This is a genomic window from Fictibacillus gelatini DSM 15865, assembly GCF_000430745.1.
Taxonomy (GTDB): domain Bacteria; phylum Bacillota; class Bacilli; order Bacillales; family Fictibacillaceae; genus Fictibacillus_A; species Fictibacillus_A gelatini.
On record NZ_AUMP01000007.1, the window covers coordinates 31,181 to 57,452 of the forward strand.

A 26,272-nucleotide genomic window follows, 5' to 3' on the forward strand; every position below is an offset into this window, starting at 1 on the left:
CCAATGAAGATAGCGATTGAAGAATTAAACGATCTTCAGTCAGAGTTCAGTAAACGTGTGAAAAACATTACGGCAAAGTTAGATACTGTAAAAAGCAAGACGGAAGCAATCACCAAATTGGCTTCGTTTCAAGGGAAAGCTGCTGATAATGCCAAACACTATTTTCAAACGGTTCATGGTACATCCGTTGACCAATTAAAAAATACTGTATTACATTTAGAGAAAAAACTTTCAAAAATGATTTCAGAGTTTCATCAAACGGTTGACGAAGCTTCGAATGCTGTTATTACGGAAGAGTATTTAAATGATGTCAATAAAAAGGTGCAAAAAACGAAGAATGAAATGCTGGCGACTCACCACGAAGGAGAACAAGTGATCAAGAGTGTAGCGGATGTCATTCCTCTTACGGCACCAGACATTTCACGTTTTATCGATCGAGTGAACCAATCGCGAAAGTATATTCATGATGTCAATAAGAAGCTGCTTGATTTTGACCGAAAGGCATTACAAATCGTCAACGAAAGTAAACAAGAAGTCGATAAAGTTTTAAAGAAAATTAGCGGGTATACAGCGAACAGTTTACTGGCGGCCGGTCATTCAGGAGGTGTCAATGAGACAGACTTCGAAGTAAGAGATAAGTCCGAATTCAGCGAAGAGAAAATGTTGGCTTTAATGATTGCAGGTAGTAAGTCGTTTAGTAAAGTTCTTAAGAACATCAATAAATCCAATACGTATTCAACGGCGGCTATGCAATTTTATGCCTATTTTAAATTGGATAAAAAGACACGCTTATTATTTAGAAAATATGGAACCCATGCATTTACCAGGGAGCAATACCGAAAGTTTAACAATTACTTAACGTCAACCGTATTCAAATTTAAGTTCAAGGAATTGATGAATCATCTAAAGACGTATAAAACGGCAGCTTTTACAAAAGAAAACATGAAATCATTACAAAACGTAATTGAAACGTTCGGAAAAGAGCGGGGAAAACTCGCGATGTTCCGGGAATTTGATAAGTTATTTGGGCTGGAAAAATATAGAGAGTTCAAAAAGCTTTCATTAGGCAAGAAAACGTTGAAAATGGCGACAACGTTCGGTGATGAATTCGTCGGGAAAAAATATAAAGCAACGAAAAAAGCCATTCAATCGTTACCGGAATGGAAAGACCCGAAAAAAGCTTATAAAAATGCGGTCGAAACGTTTAAAGAAAATACAAAGGACCTTAACGCATTAGGAAAAACGATGAAGATAGCCGGAAAGAGTCTCGGCGTCCTCGGCATCGGAATAGCTGCAGCAGATAATTATAAAACTTACAAAGGAGACACCCAAAAAACCATCGTCGGCACAGCAGTCGACACGGCGTTTGGTGCAGGAGCTGCCGCTACGGGTGCAGCGGTCGGTTCGGCATTTTTACCGCCGATTGGTACTGTTGCTGGAGCTGGCGTTGGAATGGGTGTGAGTTATGTAGCGAATATTAAATGGGGGAAACCTCCGAAAAGTACAATTGAACATACAAAAGAGTTGGTGAATAAAGGAGTAGATACAGTTTCAAAAGCTACAAAGAAAATTGGTAGAAAAATTGCTAGTTGGTTTAAATAAGAAACTTTGGGGTGCAAATATGAATCACTTAACAGAGAAAGATTTTTTAGATATAAAATATGAAGTTCAAGAAGGGCGACTGACGATGTCAGGGATGCGCTTCTATCTCATGGGAATATTCCTGTATTCAGGATTTACTGTCGGGGTATCATTTGCTATAGCTAACGCTAACACAGTTGGTTGGGACACACTCTCTAAAGGTTGGCATGTGATTTATTATATTGAGGCGGTTTTATTTGCACTGCATTTTCTTATCCTTCTATTATGCTGGGCCAATAATTCTTTTAATCAAAAAATTTTAATCTTTGGTGTAGTGTTATTTACGTATAAAACCGCCTTAGATCCCTACACAACTATGTTTATGTTAACAAAAGATAGAGGAGTGTATAATTTATACGCACCATTTATATTTTTAATAATAATGTTTGGTTTAGTTCTTCATATTTTAGTTTTAACCAAATGGATAAGAGGTCTTAAAGAAGAGGATAATTCAAAAAAAATAAGAAAATCAAAAGCAAGAATATGGATTCCAGCATTATTTGTACTTGTAACCTTAACTACAGTAATCGTTAGAAATGGTTTATTAGGAAATTTAGAGCTCATATCCGGATTATTTATTTTTACATTTATTTACATAGCTCTATTAATCGGAGTATGCGAATTCATTATAGCTGCATATTGTATCTTTCGGTTCCCGTCGTTCTCCGTAAACGCACCGCCTGAGAAAAAAATTCAATATGTAAACAAGAAAAAGAAGAGGAAGAAGAAAAAGAGATAAAGAGATATTGAAGATGGATTAATGCCAATTACGAAGTCAGAGGTTATAGTTGTATGAAGCGCTTTTCGGAAAAAGACTTTGAAGATATCAAGTATGAAGTTCAAGAAGGGCGACTGACGATGTCAGGGACAAGGAATACTCTTTTAATTTTCTTGCTATACTCAGGGTTTCTTGTTGGTTTATCGTTTGCAGTTGCAAATGCAAACACGATAGGTTGGAATAATCTTTCACAATGGTGGCATGGGATATATTATATTGAAGCGGTTCTTTTTGCGCTACAAATCTTTATCCTTCTATTTTGTTGGGAAAACAACTCTTTTAATCAAAAAATATTAAGTATTAGCAGAGTTGTATATACGTATAAAGTTGCGTTGGATCCGTTTTTATTAATTAATGTTTGCGAAAGATGATAAAACAACTAGCACATATTTACCAATAATTTCATTAATTTTAGCGCTTGGTTTTTTAATTCATATAACTCTTTTAATAAATTTGATAAAAGAAATTAAAGAGAATCACAATCATAGAACTAATTTAATGAAAAATAAAAAAACAAAATCAAAATGGATGACACCTTTTATTTTAGTTGTTGTCATAATAATCGGAATATTATCTAAAAATGTTTTTACGGGCGATTTCAATATGTTAATCATGGTTATTGGTTTTACGATTGCATACATAGGTATGCTAATCGGAGTAAATGAATTCATTATAGCCGCCTACTGCATTTTTCGTTTTCCATCGTTTTCTGTAAATCCGCCGCCGGTGAAGAAAGTTCAATATGTAAACAGAAAAAAGAAAAGGAAGAAAAAAAGATAAAAAATACAAAAAAATTCCGTTTAGGGAATTTCTGAAAGGGGTAATGAAATGATTGTAAGGGAAGAATCTTTAGTTTTGCAAAATGTGATTTGTGTTGAAGAAGTGATCCCTCATGAAGAATGGTTTATACCCGCATTAAGTTTACGACAAAATCTCGTAAACGAAGAGATTTATTACACAAGCCCGGTTGTTTTTAAAGTAGAGGAAATGGAAAATGAGCCGTTGTTTGGTAAATATACGTATTATATTAGTCTGAACACCGAAGTGGAAGTAAAAGAAAATGCGTCGTTTAAACAATTGGAGTATCTGGAACTAAGCCCGGCCATTAATGTACGGTGCCCCGAAGTAGATGAGTTGGAGGAAGCGTACGAATTATTAAGAAATTATGCAAGTAAGAACGGCTTCCAAATAGAAGAACCTTTTTATCACGTATGTTTTGATGCGTTTGATCGTGTCATAATGGACATTTACGCTATAGTGAAAGAAGGTTGAGAAATGGTCATTGAATATGAAACTATCATGCATAAAAATGTCGTATGGCATACATATGAGATCCATTATAGCGAATTTGAAAAAGCGCTGGATCATTTTAATGATTTGCTTGTGAATGCCAGGTTAACCATTTCCGGGCCGCTCTTTTATGCACTTTATAATATCCCTTTTGATGAAAGAATGCTCATTGATATTTTTATACCTGTTGAACAATCCTACGTTTCGAAAGAGAGTGATTTGAATTTTCAAAGTTATTTATATATTGATGAAATGCTAATGACAAGGGTAAACAATAACTTTGAATCAAATACTGAACATGCTTATGATGAGCTGTTCCGTTATGCATTGAGCCATGATTACAAAATTATTTCCCCGATATTTCATATTTTAAGAGGGGACGAAAAAAGGCAATGGGTAGAATTAAAAGTCAAAGTGCTTCGTACAGATGAGGAAATCGAATCGATAGAGAATGGAACGGAAAGCTCAATAAGTAAACTCTTTCAAAAGTAGGCACAAAGAACTAGTGCCTTTTTACCCATTTTAGTAATCTACTGAATTACAATTGACATAGTTAAACCCATCATTTAGAGTAAAAGTGATTAAAAAATTGTAATAAAATGTAGTTTTTTGCCAGAGGATTGTTTTTAAACAGCATTTGTTACTAATGTTATAAAACCTATTGTTACCAATAGGTTAAAATATAAAGGAGTGATATTCATGGCAGGAACAATTCGCATGACGCCAGAAGAGTTAAAAGCAAAGGCAACACGTTATGGACAGAGCGCACAGCAAATTGAGCAAATTTTAAAAGACTTGACCAACTTACAAAACGAATTAAGAGGAGAATGGGAAGGTCGTGCATTTGAAAGATTTGATGACCAATTTAATGAATTAAAACCAAAAGTGCAAAACTTCGCTCAGCTCATGCATGACATCAATACGCAATTGAACAAAACGGCTGATGCTGTGGCTCAACATGATGAGCAATTATCGCAAAATTTTGGATTAAGATAAACAAAATCTTAGTTGCTGAGTGGTCAATAATAGTGCATTAATACTAGCGATCTCTTAGCGGAAAGCCACGCAACAAGTGTTGTGTGGCTTCAATTGTTTAATATAGAGAGAAATACATAACAAGTAATTTACAGGGGTTGATGTGAATGGAAAAATTGGGACGGGGTATATTGGTATTTCTCGTTCTAATGCTTGTTCTTTCCGCGGGCATTTCTTACCTTGCTTTTAATCAAGCATCGAAGGGAAAGAACAACGACGAAACGAAGAAAATGGCAGTTGCTCTGGTCAATGAAGACCAGGGAGCCGAATTTAATGGAAAACATTTTGAATTCGGTGATGAATTTATTAAACGAATTGAGAAAGATAATAAACATGACTGGTATGTCGTTAGCCGCGGAGTAGCGGAAAATGGGCTAAAACGGAAAAGCTACAATATGATGATTGTCATCCCAAGCAATTTTACGGAAAAGGCACTATCTATTAATTCTACAATACCCGAAAAAGTTACGTTAAATTACAAAATTAATTCTTCCGGAAATAATAATATGAAAGCGGAAGCGGAGAAAACGGCTAGTTCGATTCTGGCGGATTTTAACCGGAGAATTATAGATGTTTATTTTGCAAGTGTACTCGGGAATTTACAAGACGCCCAGGACAACATTGGAAAGCTTGTCAATAAAGAACTGGCATATACGAGCATTTATAAAAAAGATATTCACAATCCGTTATCCAATTATACATCGCAATTTAAACAAGTGCAGGACAGTACAAAACTATCAAAAGAGAGCTTTAAAGGTCTACAGGATCTCTTAAAATCTTTCGGCAACAATTTAAATGAAGGTTTTAAAACGAACCAGCTTTTTCAGACGGAGTTTGGGAATATTATTCTAACAAATAAAGCAAATGGCCTGTTAGCCAAAAACTTCTCAAATGAGCTGGGTCTTTTTAACAGCAGTTTGAATAGCGATAATGTGATGCAACAATTGCAAAACCTTGAATCGGCCAATAAGGCAATCAATGAACTTTTTCAAAAAAATGAAGAAACGAGCATTATGTTTTCGAAAGCAACAGCAATAAAAAATTATTTAACTTCAACGAAAGCAGAATTGGGACAAATCGATACTAAGTTAGACGAAACATTGCCTTCTGACATGGAAGCATTGAAACGTTCCATTATCGCTAAGCTTAAGAAACAGATGCAAACTCCATCAGGTGAAGAGCAAAATGTGAATTTAAGTAAGTTTTTCGATGGTCCGGATAAAAGTGTCACAGAACATCTTAAAAAGCAAATTACGAAACTTCCTTCATTGAACCCGGAAGATATGGATCCATTAGATTTAGATGATTCTACGAAAACCCAGCTGAAAAATATCATGGCTTTAACCCATAAATATATTGATGAGTTTGATGTTCAGGCATCACCTTCTGGTTCAATTCCGACCAAACAGATGAATGCGGATTTTAAAAAACTTCAACAGGAAGGAATGACCTTAACCGATACAGTTCAATTACCGGAAACTAAGAAATCGGGACAGGAGTTAACCATTACACCTCCAAAAGGGTTTGAAATCGATTCAGTAAAATTAACATTACCTCACATGGGGGAAGGAACTTATACAAGACCATTCATTGAAAATGGGAAAATTGTGCTCCCGGCAACAGGGGAAGGGGATTTCACCATCAAGTTGCATGTGGTGTTAAAGAATGCTTCGGACATTACGAAACAGTTTACATGGAACTGGCAGCTCAACCAGAAGGATGTGACTAATGTTGATCAACCGGAATCGCCATCCGCTCTCCGGAAAAGTTCTGTTCAATCAGAAGAAGGTTCATTAAGACAAACAAACACTGTTCAAAAGGAAGCCGAACAGACCGACACTGAAAGCTTAAATGAACAAAAGGAAGATAGTGATCAGAAAGAAAACGGAACTTCAGACGAAGAATCAACTTATCAAAGTACGAACAAAGAAAAACAAAGCAATACGGACAATGATAAAATCGATCCTAAAGAAACACCGGACACTGGAGAACAAAATAAAGAAAAACCTCAACCCGATCAGAATGACCAACCTGGAGAAAAAGTTGTTGTAGAAAATAATTATATTAAACACATTGTAACATCTCCTCTCCCGGTCGATATGACAAGTGATCTTATCAATGTGATCAGCGAATATAGAAAAATGGCAGCTTTATTTGATGTTTATTTTGAGACAAACCAACTTGAGAATACCGACATATCCAGTCCCGACTACCAGAATAAACTCAACGAAAAACGCCTTGATGAATGGGCGGGTGAAAACTCTCTCTACTCTTTATTCAATAAGCAAAATATTATCGATGTTTTGACCAATTATATCGCCGATCAAATAACAGAAGACGTTCATGGGGAAGCAGAGGAGTTAAAAGGTAAAATCGACACGTACATTCAACAGGTCGATCAAGCGAATGAAAATTCGAATCAATTAATTGAAATGATCAATCGTACTTCCGAACAAGCGGAGCTATTAAATAACAGTCTCGCCCAAACGTTGCAAAACCTGATGTCATGGCGTGAACAAAGTCTGAAATTGCAAGATGAACATACAAAAATCTTAACAAATAAAGAACAAGAGCAGTCTGATATTATTGCGCTCGATGATCAATTCTCTTCTTTGCTTGCTGAAAGTCAGTCACTTGCGGATCAATCAAAAAGTAATTTGAATTCCGCAGACAGTGTCTATGAAACATTTGATTCGATTAACAGCCAGGCGAAAGCGATTAAGGACAGCGGATCGACGCTCGTGACGAAAGCGGATGAGTTATCCAACGATTGGACGAACAAAGTGAAAGAAGATAAGAACTTTGCCAATAATTTTGCCAGCGTTTTTGCCAACAGCCGGATTGGAGAGCGGCCAAATGATTATTTGCTTAACTTTCTTTCAAATCCGGTACAAACCAAAAATGAAGGCGTTATTGTGGAAAAAGGGGACACGTTTACACCTTATTTTATCGTGTTAATTTGTTTTATCGTTTCGCTGTTCACAGCATATGTCATCTCAACTAATGAACGAAAACGAATCCAGCAAGATATGTTTGAAGAAGAAAGATCATTCATCCGAAGCAACGTACCTATTACGATGATTACGACGGGAATTGGTATTGTCGAAGGAATTGTAATCGGTCTTCTGTCCGGTTATTTATTGGAAATTAATCAAGAAAAATTCATGTTCTGGATCGGTCTCATTACAGCAATCGTACTGTCTATGGTTCTTGTAGCAACCTATTTGTTACGCCAATTAAAAATGATAGGGATGTTTGTATTATTAATTGTATTGAGCTTATATCTGTTCTTCACTCAAGCCCTTGGACTTCACTTTGACAAATCATCCCTTGCAGCAGATATTAAGACCTATTCCCCATTGCAATATGTTGAAAAGTTACTCATACAATTTGGGGATGGAACAGCGGATCTTGTATTCTATATTTCCAGTTTACTTGTGATTGTTGTCATTGGTTTTGCATGTAATCTTTTTGTCTTTAAACGTTCGGAAAGAGCAGAGGAGATTGTAGATGAAGGGATTAATGAAGCTCATTAAGTTTATCGTACTTTGTTCAGGCATTTTTCTCCTATGTCCGCTTCAGACGGTACTGGCGGACGAATTGGAACATGATGGAACGATTCACTGGAAATCGGATCGTATAAGCCAGAATGAAAGCGAAAAGAAAAAAGCGGAATCACAAAGCAATAAAGAGACAGAGTTGGAGAAAATCGCGCCCGATTTGTTTTCAGAACAAACTCGGGCTGCGATTGAGTCCAAACAAAGAAAAAACAAGCAACAGATGGAAAGTATTAAACATTCACTTTTTGTCACACCTGTGAAAAAAGATATGGTCATTAAGAATTCAAGAAAAGCTCTCTTTACCGACAACTACCAGGCGCCATTCGTTGCAGAGCCTCAAAGTGATGAGGATGGTAGGAGTCGTGGGATGAGCAAAACGGTTACCACAATATTGGGCGGGGTGGCTTTGTTAATTTGTACCGGCATTTATAAGATGATAAGAACATTTATGGAGTAAAGGAGAAGAGCTAAAAATGCCCGCTGAAACACATATTAATGTAACTGTTGATTTTTCAAAGTGGGACGGTGACCAATATGATTTAAGAATACCCGTCCATCAAACGGTTAAACAACTGCTTGGCAATATAACCGAAACATTGAATCTTAGCCTTTCAAAAGAATCACTGTTTGCCGTTAAAGTCCCGGCAAAAGACCTTCTTTTAACTGATGATGACCGACTCATTGATTACCCGGTCACAAATGGCGATATTTTAATCGTTTTATAAAACAATGTGTCTGAGTAGTTTTAAGATTTAGCGAATCTATTAAAAAAGATGAACAAGAAAAAAGGGAGTAAGCAAAAATGGATGAGAAAACTATACAGATTGATTCAATACCTTTTCGTTTTTTAATAAATGAAAGAACATGGCAATTAAATCTTGCTAAATCGCAGACACATGTTAAAGATCTCCGTCAGTTAGGACCAATAACTGAAGACAGGGACCATTTTGTCCCTGCAGTTGTTACAGAAGGTGAAGATTTATTCGCGTTTTCCTTCACCGTCGATCAATATTTAAAAAAATGGGAAGAGATCCAAAAAATCGGGCGTAATGACAAATTGCGCCTGTTACGCAATATAGCGCGATTTAAAGAATGGTTGAATACGAGAATAACGTTCTTTCTACACCCTGATAATCTGGTGTTTGATGACAATCTTATGCCTTATGTCATTTATCGAGGAATCCGAAACCTTGTCCCGCCTTTTGAGATGGATGAGGAACGGTTTTTACTTCAATATAAATGTCTAATTATTGCCTTGTTTTCAAAGAATTATAGTTTTGATGAATTATATTCAGGCTCGCTCAACAATGCGAAAGAAACGGCATTTGAGCGTCAAGTGGCAGAAGCGGATAACTTTGAATCTTTAATGAAGATACTCGAAGATCATTATGTCAAAGAGCAAAAAGAGACCGAAGAGAAAATGCTGCTCGTCCCTAAAAAACGATTTAACCTGTTTAAGCAGCTAACATTTATTTTTATCGGAGTCTCGGTTCTTTTGGCCATACCACTCAGCTATCTATACTTTGCCAGGGAGCCGTATCAAAATCATTTGCTCGATGCCCATCGTCACTTTCTGGCTACTGATTATGAAAAAGTCATCAACGATTTAGAAGGCGAAGATCCTGAAAAGTTACCGATCGCCGGAAAATATATTCTGGCAAGTTCTTATCTTCAAGGTGTTCATTTAGATCCGGAGCAAAAAGAAAATATTCGTAAAAACATGAGTCTGAAAAGCGATCCAAAGTATTTATTGTTTTGGATCTATTCCGGGCGCGGGAATGTCAACAAGGCATTAGACCTTGCGAAATCTCTCGATGATCCGAGGCTCATTGTCTATGGCATCACTCAAAAAATGGAACAGGTAAACAATGACCCGAACATAAGCGGTTCTAAGCGGGAAGAAGAAGTTGAGAAATACAAAGAGCAATTAAAAAAATACGATGAAGAGTACCATTTAAATCTTAATCTTGATTCAGAAACTTCCGGCAGCCCTTCTGGCCAACAGACGACCGAACCGGTTGAAAACAACAATCAAAACGAGCCAGTACAAAAAGAGGAAAAGAAACCGGCGGGCGATACTAAAGAAAGCAAAAAAGAAGAGAAGCCAAAAGAAAGTAAGAAAGAAGAAAAATCTAAAGATAAAAAATAGATAAGAAAGAAATGTTTTTGTTGATTGAGGTTTTACTTTTTTGAAGTGGAAAGGAAGAGAAAGATGGCACAACGATTATTACTTATTAGTGATGGAATTCAATTGCATAAATGCCATTTAAATATAAATGAACAACAAAAAATCACGATTGGAAACGATTGGTCACATACGTTAACCTTTCCAAAACTCGATCAACCATTAGATATCGAATGGGACGGGGAAATGTGCAAAATCGGCAATCACTCGTTACTTCTTAATAAAAGTTTAACAGTCCACCATTCCAATTGTGTCCTGAAATTTCATTTAATGGAGTTCGATAAGTGGTTAGTCTATGACACGTCACCACATCATCGTATTTCCTTTGGAACAAACGAATACGATGATGTGAAAGTGAGAAATACAAAAGTGGACATGGCGTTAACCCGCCAGGAACTCGGGCAGGCTTTCCGGCTCGAAGCATACAACGGGGAAGTTTACCACAATTGTATTCGACTGGAGGAAGATGTAATACTTCAACCCGGAGATCAGGTTTTTTTTGACGGAGTTTTGATTCAAGTCGGAAAGAATGAAATCCGCGTTCTTCCATCGGATACGTTTGTTTCCACAAAGTTAATGCGAATTTATGATGATTGCGAGCGGTTTAACGCCGAATATCCAGATTATCATCGTTCACCCCGTATTATTTATCGGGAACCGACGGAAAAACGAAGAATTGCCAAACCATCAAGCAAACCGAGAAAACCAAGCGAGCAGCTGGCGCGTGTCATTGTCCCTCCACTCGTCATGGTAGCCGTTATGATTTTAATTTCCTTTTTCCGACCGAGCGGCATTTATATTATCGCGATGCTCTCGATGACGATCGTAACGGTCATTTTTTCCATTACCACTTATATTAAGAGTTTAAAGCAGTATCGAAAGGACATTAAAGAACGAGATGAAAGCTACCGGGAGTATTTAAAACAAAAAACAAAAGAATTGTATGAAGCGAGTGAACAACAGCGTCATGCTCTGAATTATCACTATCCAACGGTGAAGCAGATTCGGGATATGGCCGTGAATGTAGATTCGCGAATTTACGAAAAAACGATGTTTCATCATGATTTCCTGATGTACCGCGTTGGGTTAGGCTGGGCTGATTCAAGCTTTGAGATTGAATTTTCTGTGGAAGAATTTACACAGGAAAAAGACGAATTGGTCGAAGCCGCCCGAGAATTGAGATCGCAATATGCCGGGCTAAAGGATGTCCCGGTTGTCACTTCATTAACGAACGGTCCTGTCGGATATATCGGAGAACGCCGGCATGTCATTGAACAATTACAGCTATTGGTCATGCAAACGGCCTTTTTTCATAGTTATTATGATTTACAGTTTATCACGATCTTCCCGGAAGAAGAAAAAGCGAACTGGGAGTGGATGCGCTGGCTTCCGCACGCAAGCTTACGGGAGATGAATGTACGGGGATTTGTTTACCATGAACGTTCCCGTGACCAGGTATTAAACACGCTATACCAAATTTTAAAAGAACGAAAACTGGCTGTGGATGAAAAAAGCAATAGTAATGAAAAACTGTATTTCTCGCCACACTTTGTCGTCCTCATTACCGACGAAAAATTGATATTGGATCATACGGTCATGGAATATTTTAATGACGATCCGAGCGAGCTCGGCGTTTCGCTCGTATTTGTCCAGGATGTAATGCAGTCACTTCCGGAACATGTTAAGACGGTCATCGATATTCGTGATGTCAAAAACGGAAATATCATCCTGGAGGAAGGAGAACTTGTCAACAGGAAATTTACGCTCGATCACTTTCCGGAAGGATTTAATAAAGAAGACGTATCACGGGCACTTGCTCCGCTCAATCACCTGCAAAACTTGAAAAACTCGATCCCCGAAAGCGTCACATTTCTTGAAATGTATGGGGTAGAGAAGGTGGAAGAGCTCGAAATCGCGGGTCGCTGGGCTAAAAATGAAACGTATAAAAGCCTTGCCGTACCGCTTGGCCTGCGTGGGAAAGAGGATATTGTCAATTTGAACTTGCATGAAAAGGCCCATGGTCCACACGGATTAATTGCCGGTACAACCGGTTCAGGTAAATCGGAAATTATTCAATCCTATATTTTATCGCTTGCCGTCAACTTCCACCCGCATGAAGTCGCCTTTCTATTAATCGACTATAAAGGAGGCGGGATGGCGAACTTGTTCAGGCAGTTGCCGCACTTGCTTGGGACGATTACGAACCTCGACGGTGCCCAATCCATGCGTGCGCTCGCCTCGATTAAAGCGGAATTGCAAAAGCGGCAGCGCTTATTCGGTGAACATCATGTCAACCACATTAATCAATATCAAAAACTATACAAACAAGGTGAAGCAAGTGAGCCGATGCCGCATTTATTCTTAATTTCGGATGAATTTGCGGAACTAAAAGCCGAACAGCCGGACTTTATGAAAGAGCTCGTTTCCACCGCCCGGATCGGCCGTTCACTCGGCATTCATCTCATTCTTGCGACACAGAAGCCGAGCGGCGTTGTTGATGATCAGATCTGGTCGAACTCAAAATTCAAGCTCGCGCTCAAAGTGCAAAATGCGAGCGACTCAAACGAAATTTTAAAAACACCGGATGCGGCGGACATCACCTTGCCGGGCCGTGCTTACTTGCAAGTTGGAAACAACGAAATTTACGAACTGTTCCAGAGCGCATGGAGCGGCGCCCAATATGTGCCTGATAAACATGATGAAACATATATGGACACGACCATCTATGCAATTAACGAACTCGGACAATACGACATCCTATCCGACGACTTAAGCGGTCTTGCCCATCAACAAGAAATTTCAAAAGTCTCAACAGAACTTGACGCGGTGATTGAGTATATTCATGCCTTTACAAAAGAACAAAATATTGCAGAACTTCCAAGACCGTGGCTCCCGCCATTAGAGGAAATGATTTTCCTTCCCGACTTACATCAAGTGGATTATAAAAAAGCGTGGTATGAAGAAAAGAAACCGCTTATTGCGACTATCGGTTTATTGGATATTCCGGAGATGCAAGCACAGGAACCATTGTCGATTAATCTTACGAAGGATGGCCATTTAGCCGTATTTTCAAGTCCTGGCTATGGGAAATCAACTTTTCTACAAAGCATTGCAATGGATATAGCCAGACAACATAGCCCGGAAAGGCTGCACATGTATTTAATTGATTTAGGAACAAATGGTTTGCTTCCGTTGAAAGAATTGCCTCATGTTGCTGATACTATTATGGTGGATGAGGAGACAAAACTGTTAAAGCTTCTTCGCAGATTAAGGAACGAACTGAAAGAAAGGAAGCAAAAATTAAGTAAATTTGGTGTAGCTAACATTTCGATGTATGAACGGGCAAGTGGAGAAGAAGTTCCAACCATTCTTTTAATCATCGATACGATTGATTCAGTTGGAGATGCTACTTACAAAGAAGAGTTTGAGAAGGTAACGGCTCAAATTGCCAGGGAAGGTGCCGGTGTCGGCATTCATATGGCGATCAGCGCCGGACGACAAAATGCGATGAGAGCGCCATTACTGGCTAATATTAAAAACCAAATCTCTCTCTATATGATTGATGAAATGGAGCCGAGAAATATCGTTGGAAGAACAGCATTAACGATTGAAGAACTGCCGGGACGGGGACTTGTCAAATTGGAGCAACCGACCGCCTTCCAGACTGCTCTCCCCGTAAAAGGTAAAGATACACTCGCCATTATTGAAGGGATTCAAAACGAAGGAAAAGAAATGCGGCAAGCCTGGAAAGGAGAGGTACCATTACCAATTCCAATGGTTCCAGAAACCGTTGAATTTTCTAAGTTTATCAATGAACCTGAGACAAAAGCAATTCTTGAAAAAGGCGGAATACCATTTGCCGTTGACTTTGAAAACGTTAAGCCAGTGGAGTTAATGATTAATCAAAATACGTTGATTTTAGGAAGTTTAATCGATTCGGTAGAACAAACCTACTTAACCCTTCTTTCTATTATTTCTGATAATAGACAAATGGATATTGGAATGATTGATAATTCTTCCGGAAGATTTGGATCTTTCAAAAATAACGTCGATATTTATGCGGATAGCGGTGCGGCTATAGAGGATTTAGTTGACCGGCTACAAGCATTAAGTGAAACAAGAGAAGACGCATTCCGCGAAGTACAAAGAGAAACGGATGGAAGAGCAACAATGGGTGACTTCTTGAAGGAGATTCGTCCAATGATCGTATTTATAACTGATGCTTCGTTCGTCATTGATTCTATTTCACTTACAGCGCAAACCGCACTTGCGAAACTCATTGAAACAGGTTCCAGAGTCGGCATTCATTTTATTATCGGTGCAGTATATGGCGCAATTGAAAGACTGTATGATGACATTTCAAATATATTGAAAAAGCAAAAAATCGGAGTATTAATCGGAAGAATATCGGATCAAAACATGTTGGAAGTCATGAACAGACCTTATAAAGAAAATAATTTGCTTCCGTATGAAGCTTATTATATTCAACATGGTAAAGCTGAAAAGATAAAAATCGTTGCCCCTCAACAAAAGAGAAAGGATGTGAATGCCCATGTTTGATGATTGGTTTGCAAGTGCGGAAACCGTTCGGAAAAGAGATAATTATGATACATTACATGACATATTGAAGGATGCGCTCAAAGAACACGATAAAAAAGTGGCTGAAGCAACTGATGCATACAACAGTTATATTAAAGCTGTCCCTAACCTTTCAAATTCAAAAATTCCTTCCAATGATTTTGATCCGAAACGAGAGGAATTAAACGAAAAACTTAATCAATATTTTGATAAAGAAAAAGACATGAGAAGCGCCCTTGTTATAGCCATTGATAAAGCGTATGAAAGGTATTTACACTATAAAAACTTGGCCGCAAAAGAGGCAAAAGCCAAAAAGGAGAAATTAGAAAAAGAATTTGAAGAATTAAAAGAGGGATTGGAGCGATGGATAAGTGGGTAACGTTAGAATTCACGATGACAGGGTGAATGAGGCCAAGATCGCTGCGGAGGCATTAGAACAATCCATTAAAACGACATATGCTAGTTGCGAACGATTAATTTCTTACATTCATTCGGCCGAGTGGAGCGGAAAAGCAAGGGATGCCTTTTTGAGTTATATCGAAATTATTCAGAAATACCATAAAGATATGGTTCATGCGGTTGAAAAGCAAACAAAGGCATTAAACAACTTAGAAGGCTATATGAACAATTTCCTTCAAGATCCATCCGTGAAGGAAGTGAAAAATTTATAATGAAGCTATCAACGTATACATTTACAGCTCCTGAACTTTATTTAATTGCCGCGGCTTTTGGTGGTAATGTACTTTTTGGCTTGCCTGCAAAAGAAATCTATCAATTAAAAGGAGGGGAAGTCTTTAAAGAGGCCTATGAACGGCTTATCGAAAAAAAGATTTTAACAGAAGAAGGGAAACTAACAGAAACCGGTACGGTCATCATTCGAACGGTAGAGTTATATTATAAAAGTGAAAAATATGTACGTATCAATAATCTCATGTTTGCTTTTCGTGATAAAAAACATGATGAATTAATTGTTCTCATCGAATTTGAAGATCATCACTATGAACTTCGGGTTATCTCGAAAGCCCTTGTTTTGCGACTGTTAACCGAAACATTTCCAGTCATGTTAAGAGAGCCGGAAGAAAAAGAAAAAACGTTTTTAAAAGAAGAACTTTCTCACCGTGAAAAACGAGAAATGGAAACTTTTGAACCCGAACCGATGTTGATGAATCTCGAATTCTTTCATTTAAAAGAAGAGCCGCAAGATGAAAATAATGCGGCTTACTATCAACAATGGCTGGTTTTTACGAAAGATGAAAAATTAATCATGGTCGATACAGTTCAGCAAAAGTATTATCATGCCAGTCAATATTGGTTCTTGAAAATCCTTTTTGACGAACTGGATTTCCCTTACAAGGAGGTAAAGGCAAATGGCTAATGCAGTAATGGGAGACGGAGCGGGAGGCTCCGGTGTACTCGTTGATATTAATCCACATGAGATCGCGACCATTGTAAACTACTTAAGAGATATCATAAAAGAGCTGGAAACAAATGCAGCCCCAAACATTAAAAAGTTAGGGAATATTCACTTTTATACGGCAGGAAAAGCAATGAGGACAATGAAAGTGTATGATGAAGCGAATGAAAAAGTACTGGATTTATACGACAATTACAGCCGGGCATCCTCCCTTGTCATTGATATATTAAACACCATGAAAAAAGCAGACGCAGAAATTGCTGAACGAATTATTGCAAAACTGGAGGTATAACGTAGTGGATGTCAAGTATATCGCAGGCGATTGGGAAAAGATGAAAGAAGGTATTGGAGATCTGATCGGTTTAGGCCACTGGGGCAAAGGGATGATCGATACGCTGAAAGACATTACCGACAATTTGGAAGATGCCCAAGAAGCGATTGAAGAATATGACAGTGATCGCGTCATTTCCTTCCAGCATACGAGCCTGAAAAACAAATACCAGGAACTATTTGAAGACTTCGATGTGTTACATACATTTGCGGGAAATGTCGGCGACATTGTCGACCGGACAATTGACGACCCCTTCTACAAAGACATGGACGCCTTTGTAGAAGCGATGAGGAATTTAACGCCATCCAACTATACGACAACCAACCGGATCGGGGCGACAGAAACAAAGGTCGTCTACGGAGAATACGGCACAACACAGTCTTTTGAAGTGAAGAAAAAGGAAATCAGCCTGGATGATCTGTTTAATGGGGATAACTTCTACGCCAAACAGATTAAGAGTGAATATGAAGCGTGGAAAGTGGAAAATCCCGACGAAGACCTTTCGAAGGAAGACTATCAAAAAGCGATCGTCAACATGCATGCGTTCAAATACGAGTCAATTAAGGACCAGCAAGAAAGCAAAGAATTCTGGGTGCAGCTTGGCGCTCTCGTCGTTATCGTCGGGGCAACGCTCATCTGCCCGCCGGCAGGCATGGCGCTCGGGGCCGTCTATGGTACAATGGAGCTAAGCTCGGCTGTATCCGGAAAAGACTGGGTATCGGGTCGGGAGCTCGGCACAAAAGAGCGATGGATCCGTGGATTGATGAGCCCACTCGATATCGTTCCCGGGGTCAACAGTGCTGCCAAATTCAGCAATACGGTACGAATCGCCAATAGGAGTAAAAATCTCAGCAAGCTGGGAGTCGAAACGGGCCTTAAAGCGGATTTGAAATACAGCGCCGCCCATGTTGGCGATCTGGTAAAAGCCGCCCGCGAAATGAGCTTTACCCGATTAAGAAATGCGAAGGCGGTCGTGAGAGACTGGTCAAAAGCAGCTGTTCATAAGGTCGCAAAAGACGCGGTGGATGTAGGGAAACTGGCGGATAATGCCATAACTAAAGTGAAGAACGCCAACCTCTTTCCGGGCAAATCAGTTGCGGCATCCAATGTGGGGGATATGGGCAAAGTAAGCATACCTGCCGAAAATACCCATGCCGTTGAGAACAAAATTAGAGCGGTTCTAAGCAAGATTGATGGAATTAATCTTGGCTATACTGAAAAGTTTGCTAGTAACGTTAAACCTAAACCTAAGCTAAAAACCATTAATCATGGGTTTGAAACACAACTTAATCACTCTAAACTTCCACAAGGAAAAGGATTTGCTGCGGAAATTGATCATGTGTTAGGAGAAATAGGGATGACTAAAGATGAATTCTTCGAACTTCAAGCAAAACACCATACGGAACTTACTCCGAGCCAGCTAGAAAAAATGAGGCAAGTTCGTGATTCCGTACCATCACTGAATAAAGATAGTGTTTTACAAAAGGTTATACCACTTGAAAGATTAGATGATTATTTATCCGGAGAGGAAGCGAAAGTTGGTGGTTGTGTTGCTAGAATTGAAGATGTAGCAGATATTACAACCTCCAGCGATGTTTACTACTCTTTGCGTATGGATTATGAAGGAACTCCTTTTTCACCTTCCAAGGAATATGCAGTAATTCGATTTAAGACGGATGATTATGAGAAGTTCGGTATTCCGTTTGCGGAAGAACTAAATCACTCAAAATCTATAAAACCTAATGAGTATATTACGTATCCTCAAACTGGGCATGGCTTTACCGCGGCGGAAAATAGTCGAATCGTCCCAGAGTTTGAGACAAAATATCGAGATTGGAGCTTACCAACGGTTGGTGAAATTTATATTGTAAAAGACGGTACCGAAGAACTTGTAGGTCTATTCGATAAAGAAACAAAAAGATTTTATAATGTAAAGGAGCTATCCATCAATGATTAAAGATGGGAAATATGCAATTTATAAAGGTAAAGAATATTCAATTATTATCGAGGATGGTTATGTAACATTAAGATCATTTGATCAATCCGAACTTAAAAACGGTTTTAGAGTTGGTGGCTTACTAAAAAATGTGTATTTAAAAGATGTAAGTATAAATGAACTTGAAGATGCATATGAAATAATACCATACTGTATTTATAAAGGGTACGACTTTGGAATTATAGGATATAGTAAAGAAAAACAGACGGTCACTATTGTTACAAGTAATCCAAAGGCTAAAGAGAAATTAAACCTAGAGTCTCCAGGAAAAGGTGAGTATATAAAAAAAGTTCCAATTCAAGATATACAAATTTTTGAGGAAAAAAGACCCCTCTTCGGATTTCGTAATAAACAGTAATTATCCATATTCCCTTTAAGTAACGTAAGCGTCAAATAATCCCCACCTAAAAAAGGATGGGGATTTTGTTATGAGTTAAGTATTCTTCTTAAGTACGCGGCATTTGATCGGGATCTTGGACGACCATAGCATTACATCATTTATGGCGTCTTTATCCCAAGTATCCATGTATGGCAGTTTTTCAAACAAATAGTAAAATAAGCGAACGGGTTTAATCCATTTTCTTTTGCAGTCTCGATGATGCTGTAAATAATTGAGCTGGCCGAGCGCCTTTTTTGATTATTACTGAATAACCAATTTTTGCAGAAAATAACATAAGTCTTGATCAAACATTCAATTCGAACCGTTGTCTTTTAAAAAGTCTACTAATCGATCCCACTGGTTCAAACAATTGTGGACAGCCTTACAAAGAGTACTTTTAGGCAACACTTCGGACTTTTGCGTTTGTAGTCATGCTGAAAAAGCTTCCAACAGGAGGGCTTTAAAATCTTCTATTGATTATAATCTAGTTTCTTGGACAATAAATGTTCCAAAAGGTGCAAATGGGGCTTATGTTGCAAAAATTAGTCATTACCCAAATGAGGCAGAATTCCTTTTTAACTCTGGGCAAGAAATGATTATTAGGGATGCAAAGCTTGATCCAGACGGGAAAATTCATTTAGTTTTAGATTTAATGTGAAAGAAGGAAATAAGATGAGATATAAAACAATGTTAGAAAGATGGAACGAAGATGATCGAATGTTTTTAGCTCTAAGGATTAAAAAACGGTTAATACCAACGATATTAGGTGGAATTGTAGGAGATGCTCTCGGTGTACCGGTAGAATTTAAATCTAGAGATTTATACATAAAAGGAATGACCGGATATGGAACGTATAATCAACCAGAAGGAACGTGGTCAGATGATACTTCTTTAACCCTTTGTCTCATTGAAAATTTAATAGAAGAAAAAGATGAAACAGATTTAATGGAAAAATTTATTGCGTATCGGGATAAAGGATATTGGACGCCATATGGAACAATGTTTGATATCGGAAGAACAACAGATGAGGCGATTGAGCGTTTTAAAAATGGAGTACCAGCTGGGCAATGTGGGGGGACAGCCGAGTTCGATAATGGAAATGGAGCTTTAATGCGAGTCTCTCCATTAGTTTTCACGCTATGGGAAGAATTTGATTTTAATAAAAGAAAAAAAGAAATCGAACGAGTGGCACAAATTACTCATGGGCATCCACGCTCCACTCTAGGTTGTATCATCTATTTGGAATTTTTAATTAATTTATTCCATAACAATTCTCCGATAGAGGCATTAGAAATGTCAATGGATACTTGTTTTAATGAACTTAAAACAAATGAAAAATACATCAGAGAATTGAGTTTTTATAAAAAAATATTTGATAAATCCATCTTAAATGCTAATAGGGAGGACATCCGGTCTGATGGATATGTCGTCCATTCTTTAGAAGCTGCATTATGGTGTTTTTTTAAACATGATAATTATAAGGATTCTGTCCTTGAAGCGGTTAATTTGGGCGGAGATACAGACACCATTGCCTTTTTAACAGGAACAATGGCTGGACTATATTACCGAATGGAAAGCATACCGGAAGAATGGATAAATACATTAGCAAGAAAAGAGGATATCTTTACCTTGTGTGAAAGATTTTTTCAATACTGTTTTAAAAAAGCCGATAAAACAAAAGAGTAGCAGTTTTTAAGTTAATCGTACTATATTGTTGAAATTTCAAATCTGATTTTATAGATTTGGATCATTATTTGGCTATGTTCGTCTATCCCCTTAGACTGACATAGCCAAATTTCTTATGAGAATCCTCTAACATGACTACATGGAAGGAATGAAGGAGGAATTTTGTAGAAGGAGCTGCTTTCATTGATGTCAAATCCATCTCAAAAGACTGAAGAGCTCGAAATCGCGGGTCGCTGGGCTAAAAATGAAACGTATAAAAGCCTTGCCGTACCGCTTGGTCTGCGCGGGAAAGAGGATATTGTCAATTTGAACTTGCATGAAAAGGCCCATGGTCCACATGGATTAATTACCGGTACAACCGGTTCAGATAAATCGGAAATTATTCAATCCTATATTTTATCGTTTGCCATCAACTTCCACCCGAAGTCGCTTTTCTATTAATCGACTAAAAAGGAGGCGGGATGGCGAACCTGTTCAGTCAGTTGCCGCACTTGCTCGGGACGATTACGAACAGTGTCAAAGACAATTACACCATACAGAACATTTGTTTTTGGTACTAGGAAAAGATAGTACTTTTTTTCCAGATTGTCTTTTGTAAAATAAAATATAAGGAAATGATGATTTAAAAAAACGCGTGGCGACAAAAGAATTACTGTTAAAAAAATCAAATTTGAAATGCCATTAACTAAAGTCGAGGTGCACATATGAAAAAGCTACTTTCAGTACTGTTATCAATCATAATCATATCGTCAGTAAGCGGATGTTCATCATCCGACAGCTCTCCATTTGAAAAGAAAGTGGATTACAAAAAAATCGCAAAAGACTTAAATGAGAAAAATATGGATTCCATTTTACATGCAGTAGATGGGTATTCGAATATTAGACAACGATATTTTATTATAGCACGTTCTAAAAATGGTAATGAAAACAATATAAGAAGGGAAGATAAAGACATTGGCTTTAACGGTGTATATAATACCGTTACAAATAGCGCTAAAGGATTAGGGGGAACTAGTTTCGAAACAAGTATTGAAAAAGGGTCTGGTGAACAAGATTCAGTGAAAAAGAATAGTTCTCCCGATTTTAAGGTTAGTTATTCTAACAATCAGTTTATAAATGAGAAAACGAAAAAACCATTGGATCTAGTATTTATTTTTGATAAACTTCAAGGAATTGAAAAAGTGAAACCATCAAAATATACATACGGTTTAGATGAACCACCATCTGTTTCTTATAATTTGAATGAAAAACAATTTAATGAAATTATAAATGACGATTTAAAAATTAAATATAATACTTTTAAAAAAGCTATTGTTTCTATAAGGTTGCAAAAGGCCAAAAAGGGAATGCAAATATTCTCCATTACGGTAGGGGCGGAATGGGAAAAGAAGGATAAAAATGGAAGGGTTATAAATTATGATATGGGCAACAGTATTTTTTTAGAGAGTGATAATCTTGATGCTAAAAATAAATTTTTGAAAAAATAAAAAAGAAGAGGGAGGAGATTAAATGTCTGAGGCAACAGTCGAAACATATGAATTAACATCTGATAAAGGCAAGTTGGTTTTAGCAGGAAGCATGATTTATGATTATGATGATAAAAAAAGTCCCGATCACATTGATAAAGACATTCTACAAAAAACATTTAATGCAAACATTGTTGATCAATACGTTGACCCAAAATCAGGATTCTCCGGCTACGCTTTAAAGGATAATAATACCGGTGAAATTGTCATTGCTTATGTCGGTACGCAGCCAAAACAAGACGGGAAATGGGACCTTGTAACTGACGGGGCAATCGGACTTGGAAACGTAGCAGGATTACAAATATCGCTAAAACAGGCCGATCAAGCGAATGAATTCTACCAAAGGGTAAAAGAAAACACTAATGGAGCGAAAATCTCCTTAACTGGGCATTCACTTGGTGGAGGTCTTGCAAACACAGTGGCAATGAGGAACAAGAAGGACAACATAGATACACTAACATTAAATCCTGCTCCTTTGTTAAATTTAGATGTTGTAAGGTACGGTTACGGGTTTGATCAAAAAAATATCCGTAATGTAATTAACGAAAAAGATCCTTTGCATACAGGTGTATAGGATGGGGACATGGTCATACCCGGCCAAATGTATAATGTACCTAATAGAGAGGGACATTCTTATAGATTTACAAAGGAAGATTTTGATAAAAATGGTAGTTTGATTTGGTTTTAAAAAATTAAAAAGTGATAATGATACTGGTCTTGAAAGTTTAGAAGAGTCAGTGCACACCTTAACGGATTATATTACTAAACTTAAAAAAATTGTTGACGGACAAATGAAAGGTAAAACAAGAGACGCATTTATTGATAGAATTGAAGATTTGGAACAGAAACGAAGGAAAATTGAGGACAAAATGAAAGAATTAAGGGGGTCAGTCAATTGACAAAAAGACCGGAACTTAAAGAAGTGTTGCCATTAGGTAGTGTTGTTTCTCTATTTTCAGAGGAAAACCTTGATTACATGATCGTCAGCAGGGGGATTTTAGTTGATGAAAAAACATTCAAAGATTATGGAGCCGTACTTTTACCTGTAGGGCTAACAAAAGATAGTTATAAATTATTTGACGCAACGGATATTGAACAAGTGAAATTTAGAGGGTATGTCAACCGAACAGAGGGCGAGTTTGAAGAGAAATTTAAAATTTGGAGAAATGATTTTGCCGCAAGAGTCGATGATGTAATTGAACAAAGTGAAAAAAAGGAAACTGAAGAACGATGAATGCTTTTTTTAAGAAGGTGTAAGAAATGGAAAAGACAGTGAAGGCGAAGAAAATTTCTCCTATAAGTTATATCGCTTTGTTTTTAAGTCTAATTCCTTTTCTTTTTGGAATACCCCTTTTATTAAGTATAAACATTTATTTAATTATTTTTGGTTTTTTAATTTTAGTAGCGGGATTAACATTAACGGGAATCGGATTGATGAGGAAAGATGAGAAAAAGATTCTTCTCTATATATCCTTAGCGTTAAATGCTATTAGTCTTTTCGTTTGCGCAATGACAGCTTGTGTTATTATTTTCATTTTCTTGGTTCATCTTGGATCTTAATCTTTTGCCAGTATTTCGTAACCTTGGAGAGTGGATCATGTGAATGAAGGGAAGTACGGATTAGCCAGTCTATTTGCTTTAATTGGAGGAAGTATTTCTATTTTAAAATCAATAGCCCTTTTAATTTTGGGTATATTTTCCTCATATGGTGTCCTTTACATAATATCTGTCGACGAATTTTTTTGGACAATATCAGTAGTCTTTCCGCTATTATTTGGAATTGTCGGCATCATATTTGGTTTAGTAATAAAAAGAAAGGCGTCAATTGGAAAAGGTATTGCTTTGTTGTTGATTGGAGTTTTTGCCTTTGTTTTTAGCGGATTTATTACTGGAGCTCTTTATATTGCTGCCAGTATATTAACGATGCAAAAAAAGGTAAAAAGAGCATGAGGACAAATTAAAGTAACGCTTTACACCATTAGCCTTTTTCGGGATATTTCAGGTGGACGAAAGGGTCTATGTATCTATTACAAAGTTTATCTTGTAACAGACCGTAACAATTGTAATGAAACTTGGGACAATGTGTAGCAGTAAAACGTCCCGTAAGGAGGAAAATGAATGCAAAGTGAATCAATAAAGTTTTATTCGAATCGGCTCATAACAGGGTTGTTAGGTGTTTTGATGATCGGCGTGATTTATATATTTTATACGAAAATTCTAACAGATACCTATCTTTTAACAGGTATTGCGGTAGCTGTTTTCTGGGCGCTGACCATCATTGCCTTCATATTAGGAATCGCTTGTTTCATCAAAACCTTTGATCCACGACCTGTTGTAGAAATAACATCGGAAGGTATGAAAATAAGAACATTTGTATTTTTTGAAGCGTTTGTCCCATGGCATGAAATTTCAGGGATCAATCAAGAACGATTTACCAATGTCGTTGCTACTCCTGTCACGTTTGCGTTTACAAGATCCAATTTCCTGAGGGTGTATCGACACGGAAAGCGTTCAGTTGCGATTAATTTACTGCTCTTAAACAAACGGGGAAATGAATTTTCCGATACGCTTGCTCGGCATTTGGCTTCTTAAAGATAGCTGGAAAAATTGTATATTATTTTTCGTAACAGATGGTTCTCGCACATTTGATTTTTGTTGTTAGACACCCAAAGTGGTGACAGAAGAATAAAATATAACTCAGAAGCAATGGTCTAAGAAAGAAGGTTTGGAAATTTAGCGTAAAGGGGCTACGGTGTGATCAATCCTCCGAATGATATCACTTAAAATTTGGAAGAATCAATTCGTTAATATAACAGTGATAGGGTTATCTCTTTTGACCACACAGATCAAACGAATTTCAAGAACTGTAAAGAGCACTTCGAGGTATTATACAACTACCGGAAAAGTAGGCGACATTGTTGATCGAACGATTGACGAACCGTTCTATAGAGACATGGATACATTCGTGAAAGCGATGAGGAATTCGAAAATTGCTGAGTACAAAACAAGCAATCGGATTGGTGCAACGGAAATGAAATACTTCTACGCGGCCGGATCAGGACAGTCGTTGGAGATTCCATAAACAGAATTGAACCTCGATGACTGATTCGGCGGTAATGTAGCAAATAAATGAAATAAGCCGTATATTCGATTGAAAAGGATAGTCGGCTATTTAAGTTGCGTTCCGAAAAGGTGCGCTTCTTTTTTATATTTTAGGCTTACGTTCAGACAGCGTTTACGGCAGCAGGAACTGCATATATCCCAATTCCGGGTGTTGGTACAATAGTAGGAGTCGGTGGAGGATTATTAGCAAGGGGATTAAGTTAATCTTACTTATCGAATAATTGGACCTGGGTACTAGAAAAAGATAGTACTTTTTTTCCAGCTCACCTATTGTAAAATAAAATAGAAGGAAATGATTGTTTAAAGAAACAGGTGTCAACAAAAATTATTGTTTGGTATTTCTTAAAATTGAGGGTGTACATATTGAAGAAACTACTTTCCGCATTACTATTGATCTCAATCCTATTAACGGTCAGTGGATGTTCATCATCTAATAGCTCACCATTTGAAAAAAGATAGATTATAAAAAAATCGTAAAAGACTTAAATGAGAGAAATATGGATTCAATATTACATGCCGTGGATGGGTATTCGAATATTAAATTGCGTTCCTTTATTATTACTTCGCAAAAAAGGAATGACAGTATTAAAAATGATAAAAGTAAAATTGGATTCGATGGAATATATAATACCGTTAAAAATAATGCAATAGGAGTAGTCGGAACAAGTTCCGAAACGAGTATTGAAAAAGGAACGGGTAGGAAAAAACAATAAAAAAGAATAGTTCTCCTGAATTTAAGGTTAGTTATTC

Annotated in this window: 28 protein-coding genes and 1 pseudogene; 28 read left to right on the forward strand and 1 reads right to left on the reverse strand. The window is 37.4% G+C overall.

Annotated elements, in window-relative coordinates:
• Positions 1-3: 3 nt before the first annotated feature.
• The 17 genes from H538_RS25500 to H538_RS0110515 all read left to right on the forward strand — a co-directional run bounded on the left by H538_RS25500 (position 4) and on the right by H538_RS0110515 (position 19,166).
• Positions 4-1,602 (forward strand): T7SS effector LXG polymorphic toxin, encoded by a 1,599-nt coding sequence (locus tag H538_RS25500; RefSeq protein WP_081412624.1) that lies wholly within the window; start codon positions 4-6, stop codon positions 1,600-1,602.
• 19 nt (positions 1,603-1,621) lie between these two features.
• A complete protein-coding gene (locus tag H538_RS26085) occupies positions 1,622-2,380 on the forward strand; it encodes a hypothetical protein (protein WP_154657950.1) in 759 nt (252 codons plus the stop codon).
• 53 nt (positions 2,381-2,433) lie between these two features.
• Positions 2,434-2,790, forward strand: a complete 357-nt coding sequence (locus H538_RS23575; RefSeq protein ID WP_051291421.1) for a hypothetical protein — start codon at positions 2,434-2,436, stop codon at positions 2,788-2,790.
• A 457-nt stretch (positions 2,791-3,247) separates the two neighbouring features.
• Positions 3,248-3,691, forward strand: a complete 444-nt coding sequence (locus H538_RS0110450; protein WP_026677551.1) for a DUF5085 family protein — start codon at positions 3,248-3,250, stop codon at positions 3,689-3,691.
• A gap of 3 nt (positions 3,692-3,694) precedes the next feature.
• On the forward strand, positions 3,695-4,201 hold the full coding sequence (locus H538_RS23580; protein WP_051291422.1) for a DUF5085 family protein: 507 nt from the start codon (positions 3,695-3,697) through the stop codon (positions 4,199-4,201).
• A gap of 207 nt (positions 4,202-4,408) precedes the next feature.
• Entirely contained in the window at positions 4,409-4,705 is a 297-nt protein-coding gene (locus tag H538_RS0110460) for a WXG100 family type VII secretion target (protein WP_026677552.1), read from the forward strand.
• A gap of 146 nt (positions 4,706-4,851) precedes the next feature.
• Positions 4,852-8,280, forward strand: a complete 3,429-nt coding sequence (gene esaA, locus H538_RS0110465; RefSeq protein ID WP_026677553.1) for a type VII secretion protein EsaA — start codon at positions 4,852-4,854, stop codon at positions 8,278-8,280.
• Positions 8,255-8,761, forward strand: a complete 507-nt coding sequence (gene essA, locus H538_RS0110470; RefSeq protein WP_051291423.1) for a type VII secretion protein EssA — start codon at positions 8,255-8,257, stop codon at positions 8,759-8,761. Before esaA ends, essA begins: the two co-directional genes overlap by 26 nt.
• Positions 8,762-8,777: 16 nt before the next feature.
• Entirely contained in the window at positions 8,778-9,029 is a 252-nt protein-coding gene (locus H538_RS0110475) for an EsaB/YukD family protein (protein WP_026677555.1), read from the forward strand.
• 77 nt (positions 9,030-9,106) lie between these two features.
• Positions 9,107-10,453, forward strand: coding sequence for a type VII secretion protein EssB (essB, locus tag H538_RS23585; RefSeq protein WP_081412625.1), 1,347 nt, complete (start codon positions 9,107-9,109; stop codon positions 10,451-10,453).
• A gap of 63 nt (positions 10,454-10,516) precedes the next feature.
• Complete coding sequence (essC, locus tag H538_RS0110485; protein WP_026677556.1) at positions 10,517-15,049, forward strand: type VII secretion protein EssC; 4,533 nt, start codon at positions 10,517-10,519, stop codon at positions 15,047-15,049.
• Entirely contained in the window at positions 15,042-15,446 is a 405-nt protein-coding gene (locus tag H538_RS0110490; RefSeq protein WP_169729203.1) for a chorismate synthase, read from the forward strand. Before essC ends, H538_RS0110490 begins: the two co-directional genes overlap by 8 nt.
• Entirely contained in the window at positions 15,439-15,738 is a 300-nt protein-coding gene (locus H538_RS0110495; RefSeq protein ID WP_026677558.1) for a WXG100 family type VII secretion target, read from the forward strand. Before H538_RS0110490 ends, H538_RS0110495 begins: the two co-directional genes overlap by 8 nt.
• Positions 15,738-16,442: a DUF5081 family protein gene (locus tag H538_RS0110500; RefSeq protein WP_026677559.1), complete on the forward strand. Its 705-nt coding sequence runs from the start codon at positions 15,738-15,740 to the stop codon at positions 16,440-16,442. The genes H538_RS0110495 and H538_RS0110500 overlap by 1 nt, the downstream gene beginning before the upstream one ends.
• Positions 16,435-16,773 (forward strand): hypothetical protein, encoded by a 339-nt coding sequence (locus tag H538_RS0110505; RefSeq protein WP_026677560.1) that lies wholly within the window; start codon positions 16,435-16,437, stop codon positions 16,771-16,773. The genes H538_RS0110500 and H538_RS0110505 overlap by 8 nt, the downstream gene beginning before the upstream one ends.
• 4 nt (positions 16,774-16,777) lie before the next feature.
• Positions 16,778-18,769, forward strand: coding sequence for a hypothetical protein (locus tag H538_RS25085; protein WP_051291424.1), 1,992 nt, complete (start codon positions 16,778-16,780; stop codon positions 18,767-18,769).
• On the forward strand, positions 18,762-19,166 hold the full coding sequence (locus H538_RS0110515) for a hypothetical protein (protein ID WP_026677561.1): 405 nt from the start codon (positions 18,762-18,764) through the stop codon (positions 19,164-19,166). Before H538_RS25085 ends, H538_RS0110515 begins: the two co-directional genes overlap by 8 nt.
• A gap of 140 nt (positions 19,167-19,306) precedes the next feature.
• Here the strand turns inward: H538_RS0110515 and H538_RS26090 are convergent, their stop codons facing one another.
• Positions 19,307-19,495 (reverse strand): transposase domain-containing protein, encoded by a 189-nt coding sequence (locus H538_RS26090; RefSeq protein WP_161627201.1) that lies wholly within the window; start codon positions 19,493-19,495, stop codon positions 19,307-19,309.
• 62 nt (positions 19,496-19,557) lie between these two features.
• On the opposite strand from H538_RS26090, the gene H538_RS25505 reads away from it, so the two are divergent.
• The 11 genes and pseudogenes from H538_RS25505 (at position 19,558) to H538_RS0110575 (ending at position 26,235) form a co-directional block, all read left to right on the forward strand.
• Entirely contained in the window at positions 19,558-19,845 is a 288-nt protein-coding gene (locus tag H538_RS25505) for an ADP-ribosyltransferase (protein WP_081412626.1), read from the forward strand.
• A gap of 14 nt (positions 19,846-19,859) precedes the next feature.
• Positions 19,860-20,873 (forward strand): ADP-ribosylglycohydrolase family protein, encoded by a 1,014-nt coding sequence (locus H538_RS0110520; protein WP_026677562.1) that lies wholly within the window; start codon positions 19,860-19,862, stop codon positions 20,871-20,873.
• Positions 20,874-21,074: 201 nt separating this feature from the next.
• Positions 21,075-21,385 (forward strand): annotated as a pseudogene (locus H538_RS0110525) (FtsK/SpoIIIE domain-containing protein); the annotation flags it as partial.
• A 192-nt stretch (positions 21,386-21,577) separates the two neighbouring features.
• On the forward strand, positions 21,578-22,360 hold the full coding sequence (locus H538_RS0110530; RefSeq protein WP_026677564.1) for a hypothetical protein: 783 nt from the start codon (positions 21,578-21,580) through the stop codon (positions 22,358-22,360).
• Positions 22,361-22,382: 22 nt separating this feature from the next.
• A complete protein-coding gene (locus H538_RS23595; RefSeq protein ID WP_051291425.1) occupies positions 22,383-22,973 on the forward strand; it encodes a Tle-like phospholipase domain-containing protein in 591 nt (196 codons plus the stop codon).
• 321 nt (positions 22,974-23,294) lie between these two features.
• A complete protein-coding gene (locus H538_RS0110545; protein ID WP_026677565.1) occupies positions 23,295-23,633 on the forward strand; it encodes a DUF4176 domain-containing protein in 339 nt (112 codons plus the stop codon).
• 26 nt (positions 23,634-23,659) lie between these two features.
• A complete protein-coding gene (locus tag H538_RS0110550) occupies positions 23,660-23,959 on the forward strand; it encodes a hypothetical protein (protein ID WP_026677566.1) in 300 nt (99 codons plus the stop codon).
• A 39-nt stretch (positions 23,960-23,998) separates the two neighbouring features.
• On the forward strand, positions 23,999-24,349 hold the full coding sequence (locus H538_RS0110555) for a DUF389 domain-containing protein (RefSeq protein ID WP_026677567.1): 351 nt from the start codon (positions 23,999-24,001) through the stop codon (positions 24,347-24,349).
• A gap of 168 nt (positions 24,350-24,517) precedes the next feature.
• Positions 24,518-24,991, forward strand: coding sequence for a hypothetical protein (locus H538_RS0110560; RefSeq protein ID WP_026677568.1), 474 nt, complete (start codon positions 24,518-24,520; stop codon positions 24,989-24,991).
• 241 nt (positions 24,992-25,232) lie between these two features.
• Positions 25,233-25,481, forward strand: coding sequence for a hypothetical protein (locus tag H538_RS0110565; protein WP_154657952.1), 249 nt, complete (start codon positions 25,233-25,235; stop codon positions 25,479-25,481).
• Between the two features lie 496 nt (positions 25,482-25,977).
• Positions 25,978-26,235, forward strand: a complete 258-nt coding sequence (locus H538_RS0110575; RefSeq protein ID WP_281172183.1) for a DUF3952 domain-containing protein — start codon at positions 25,978-25,980, stop codon at positions 26,233-26,235.
• Positions 26,236-26,272: the final 37 nt, after the last annotated feature.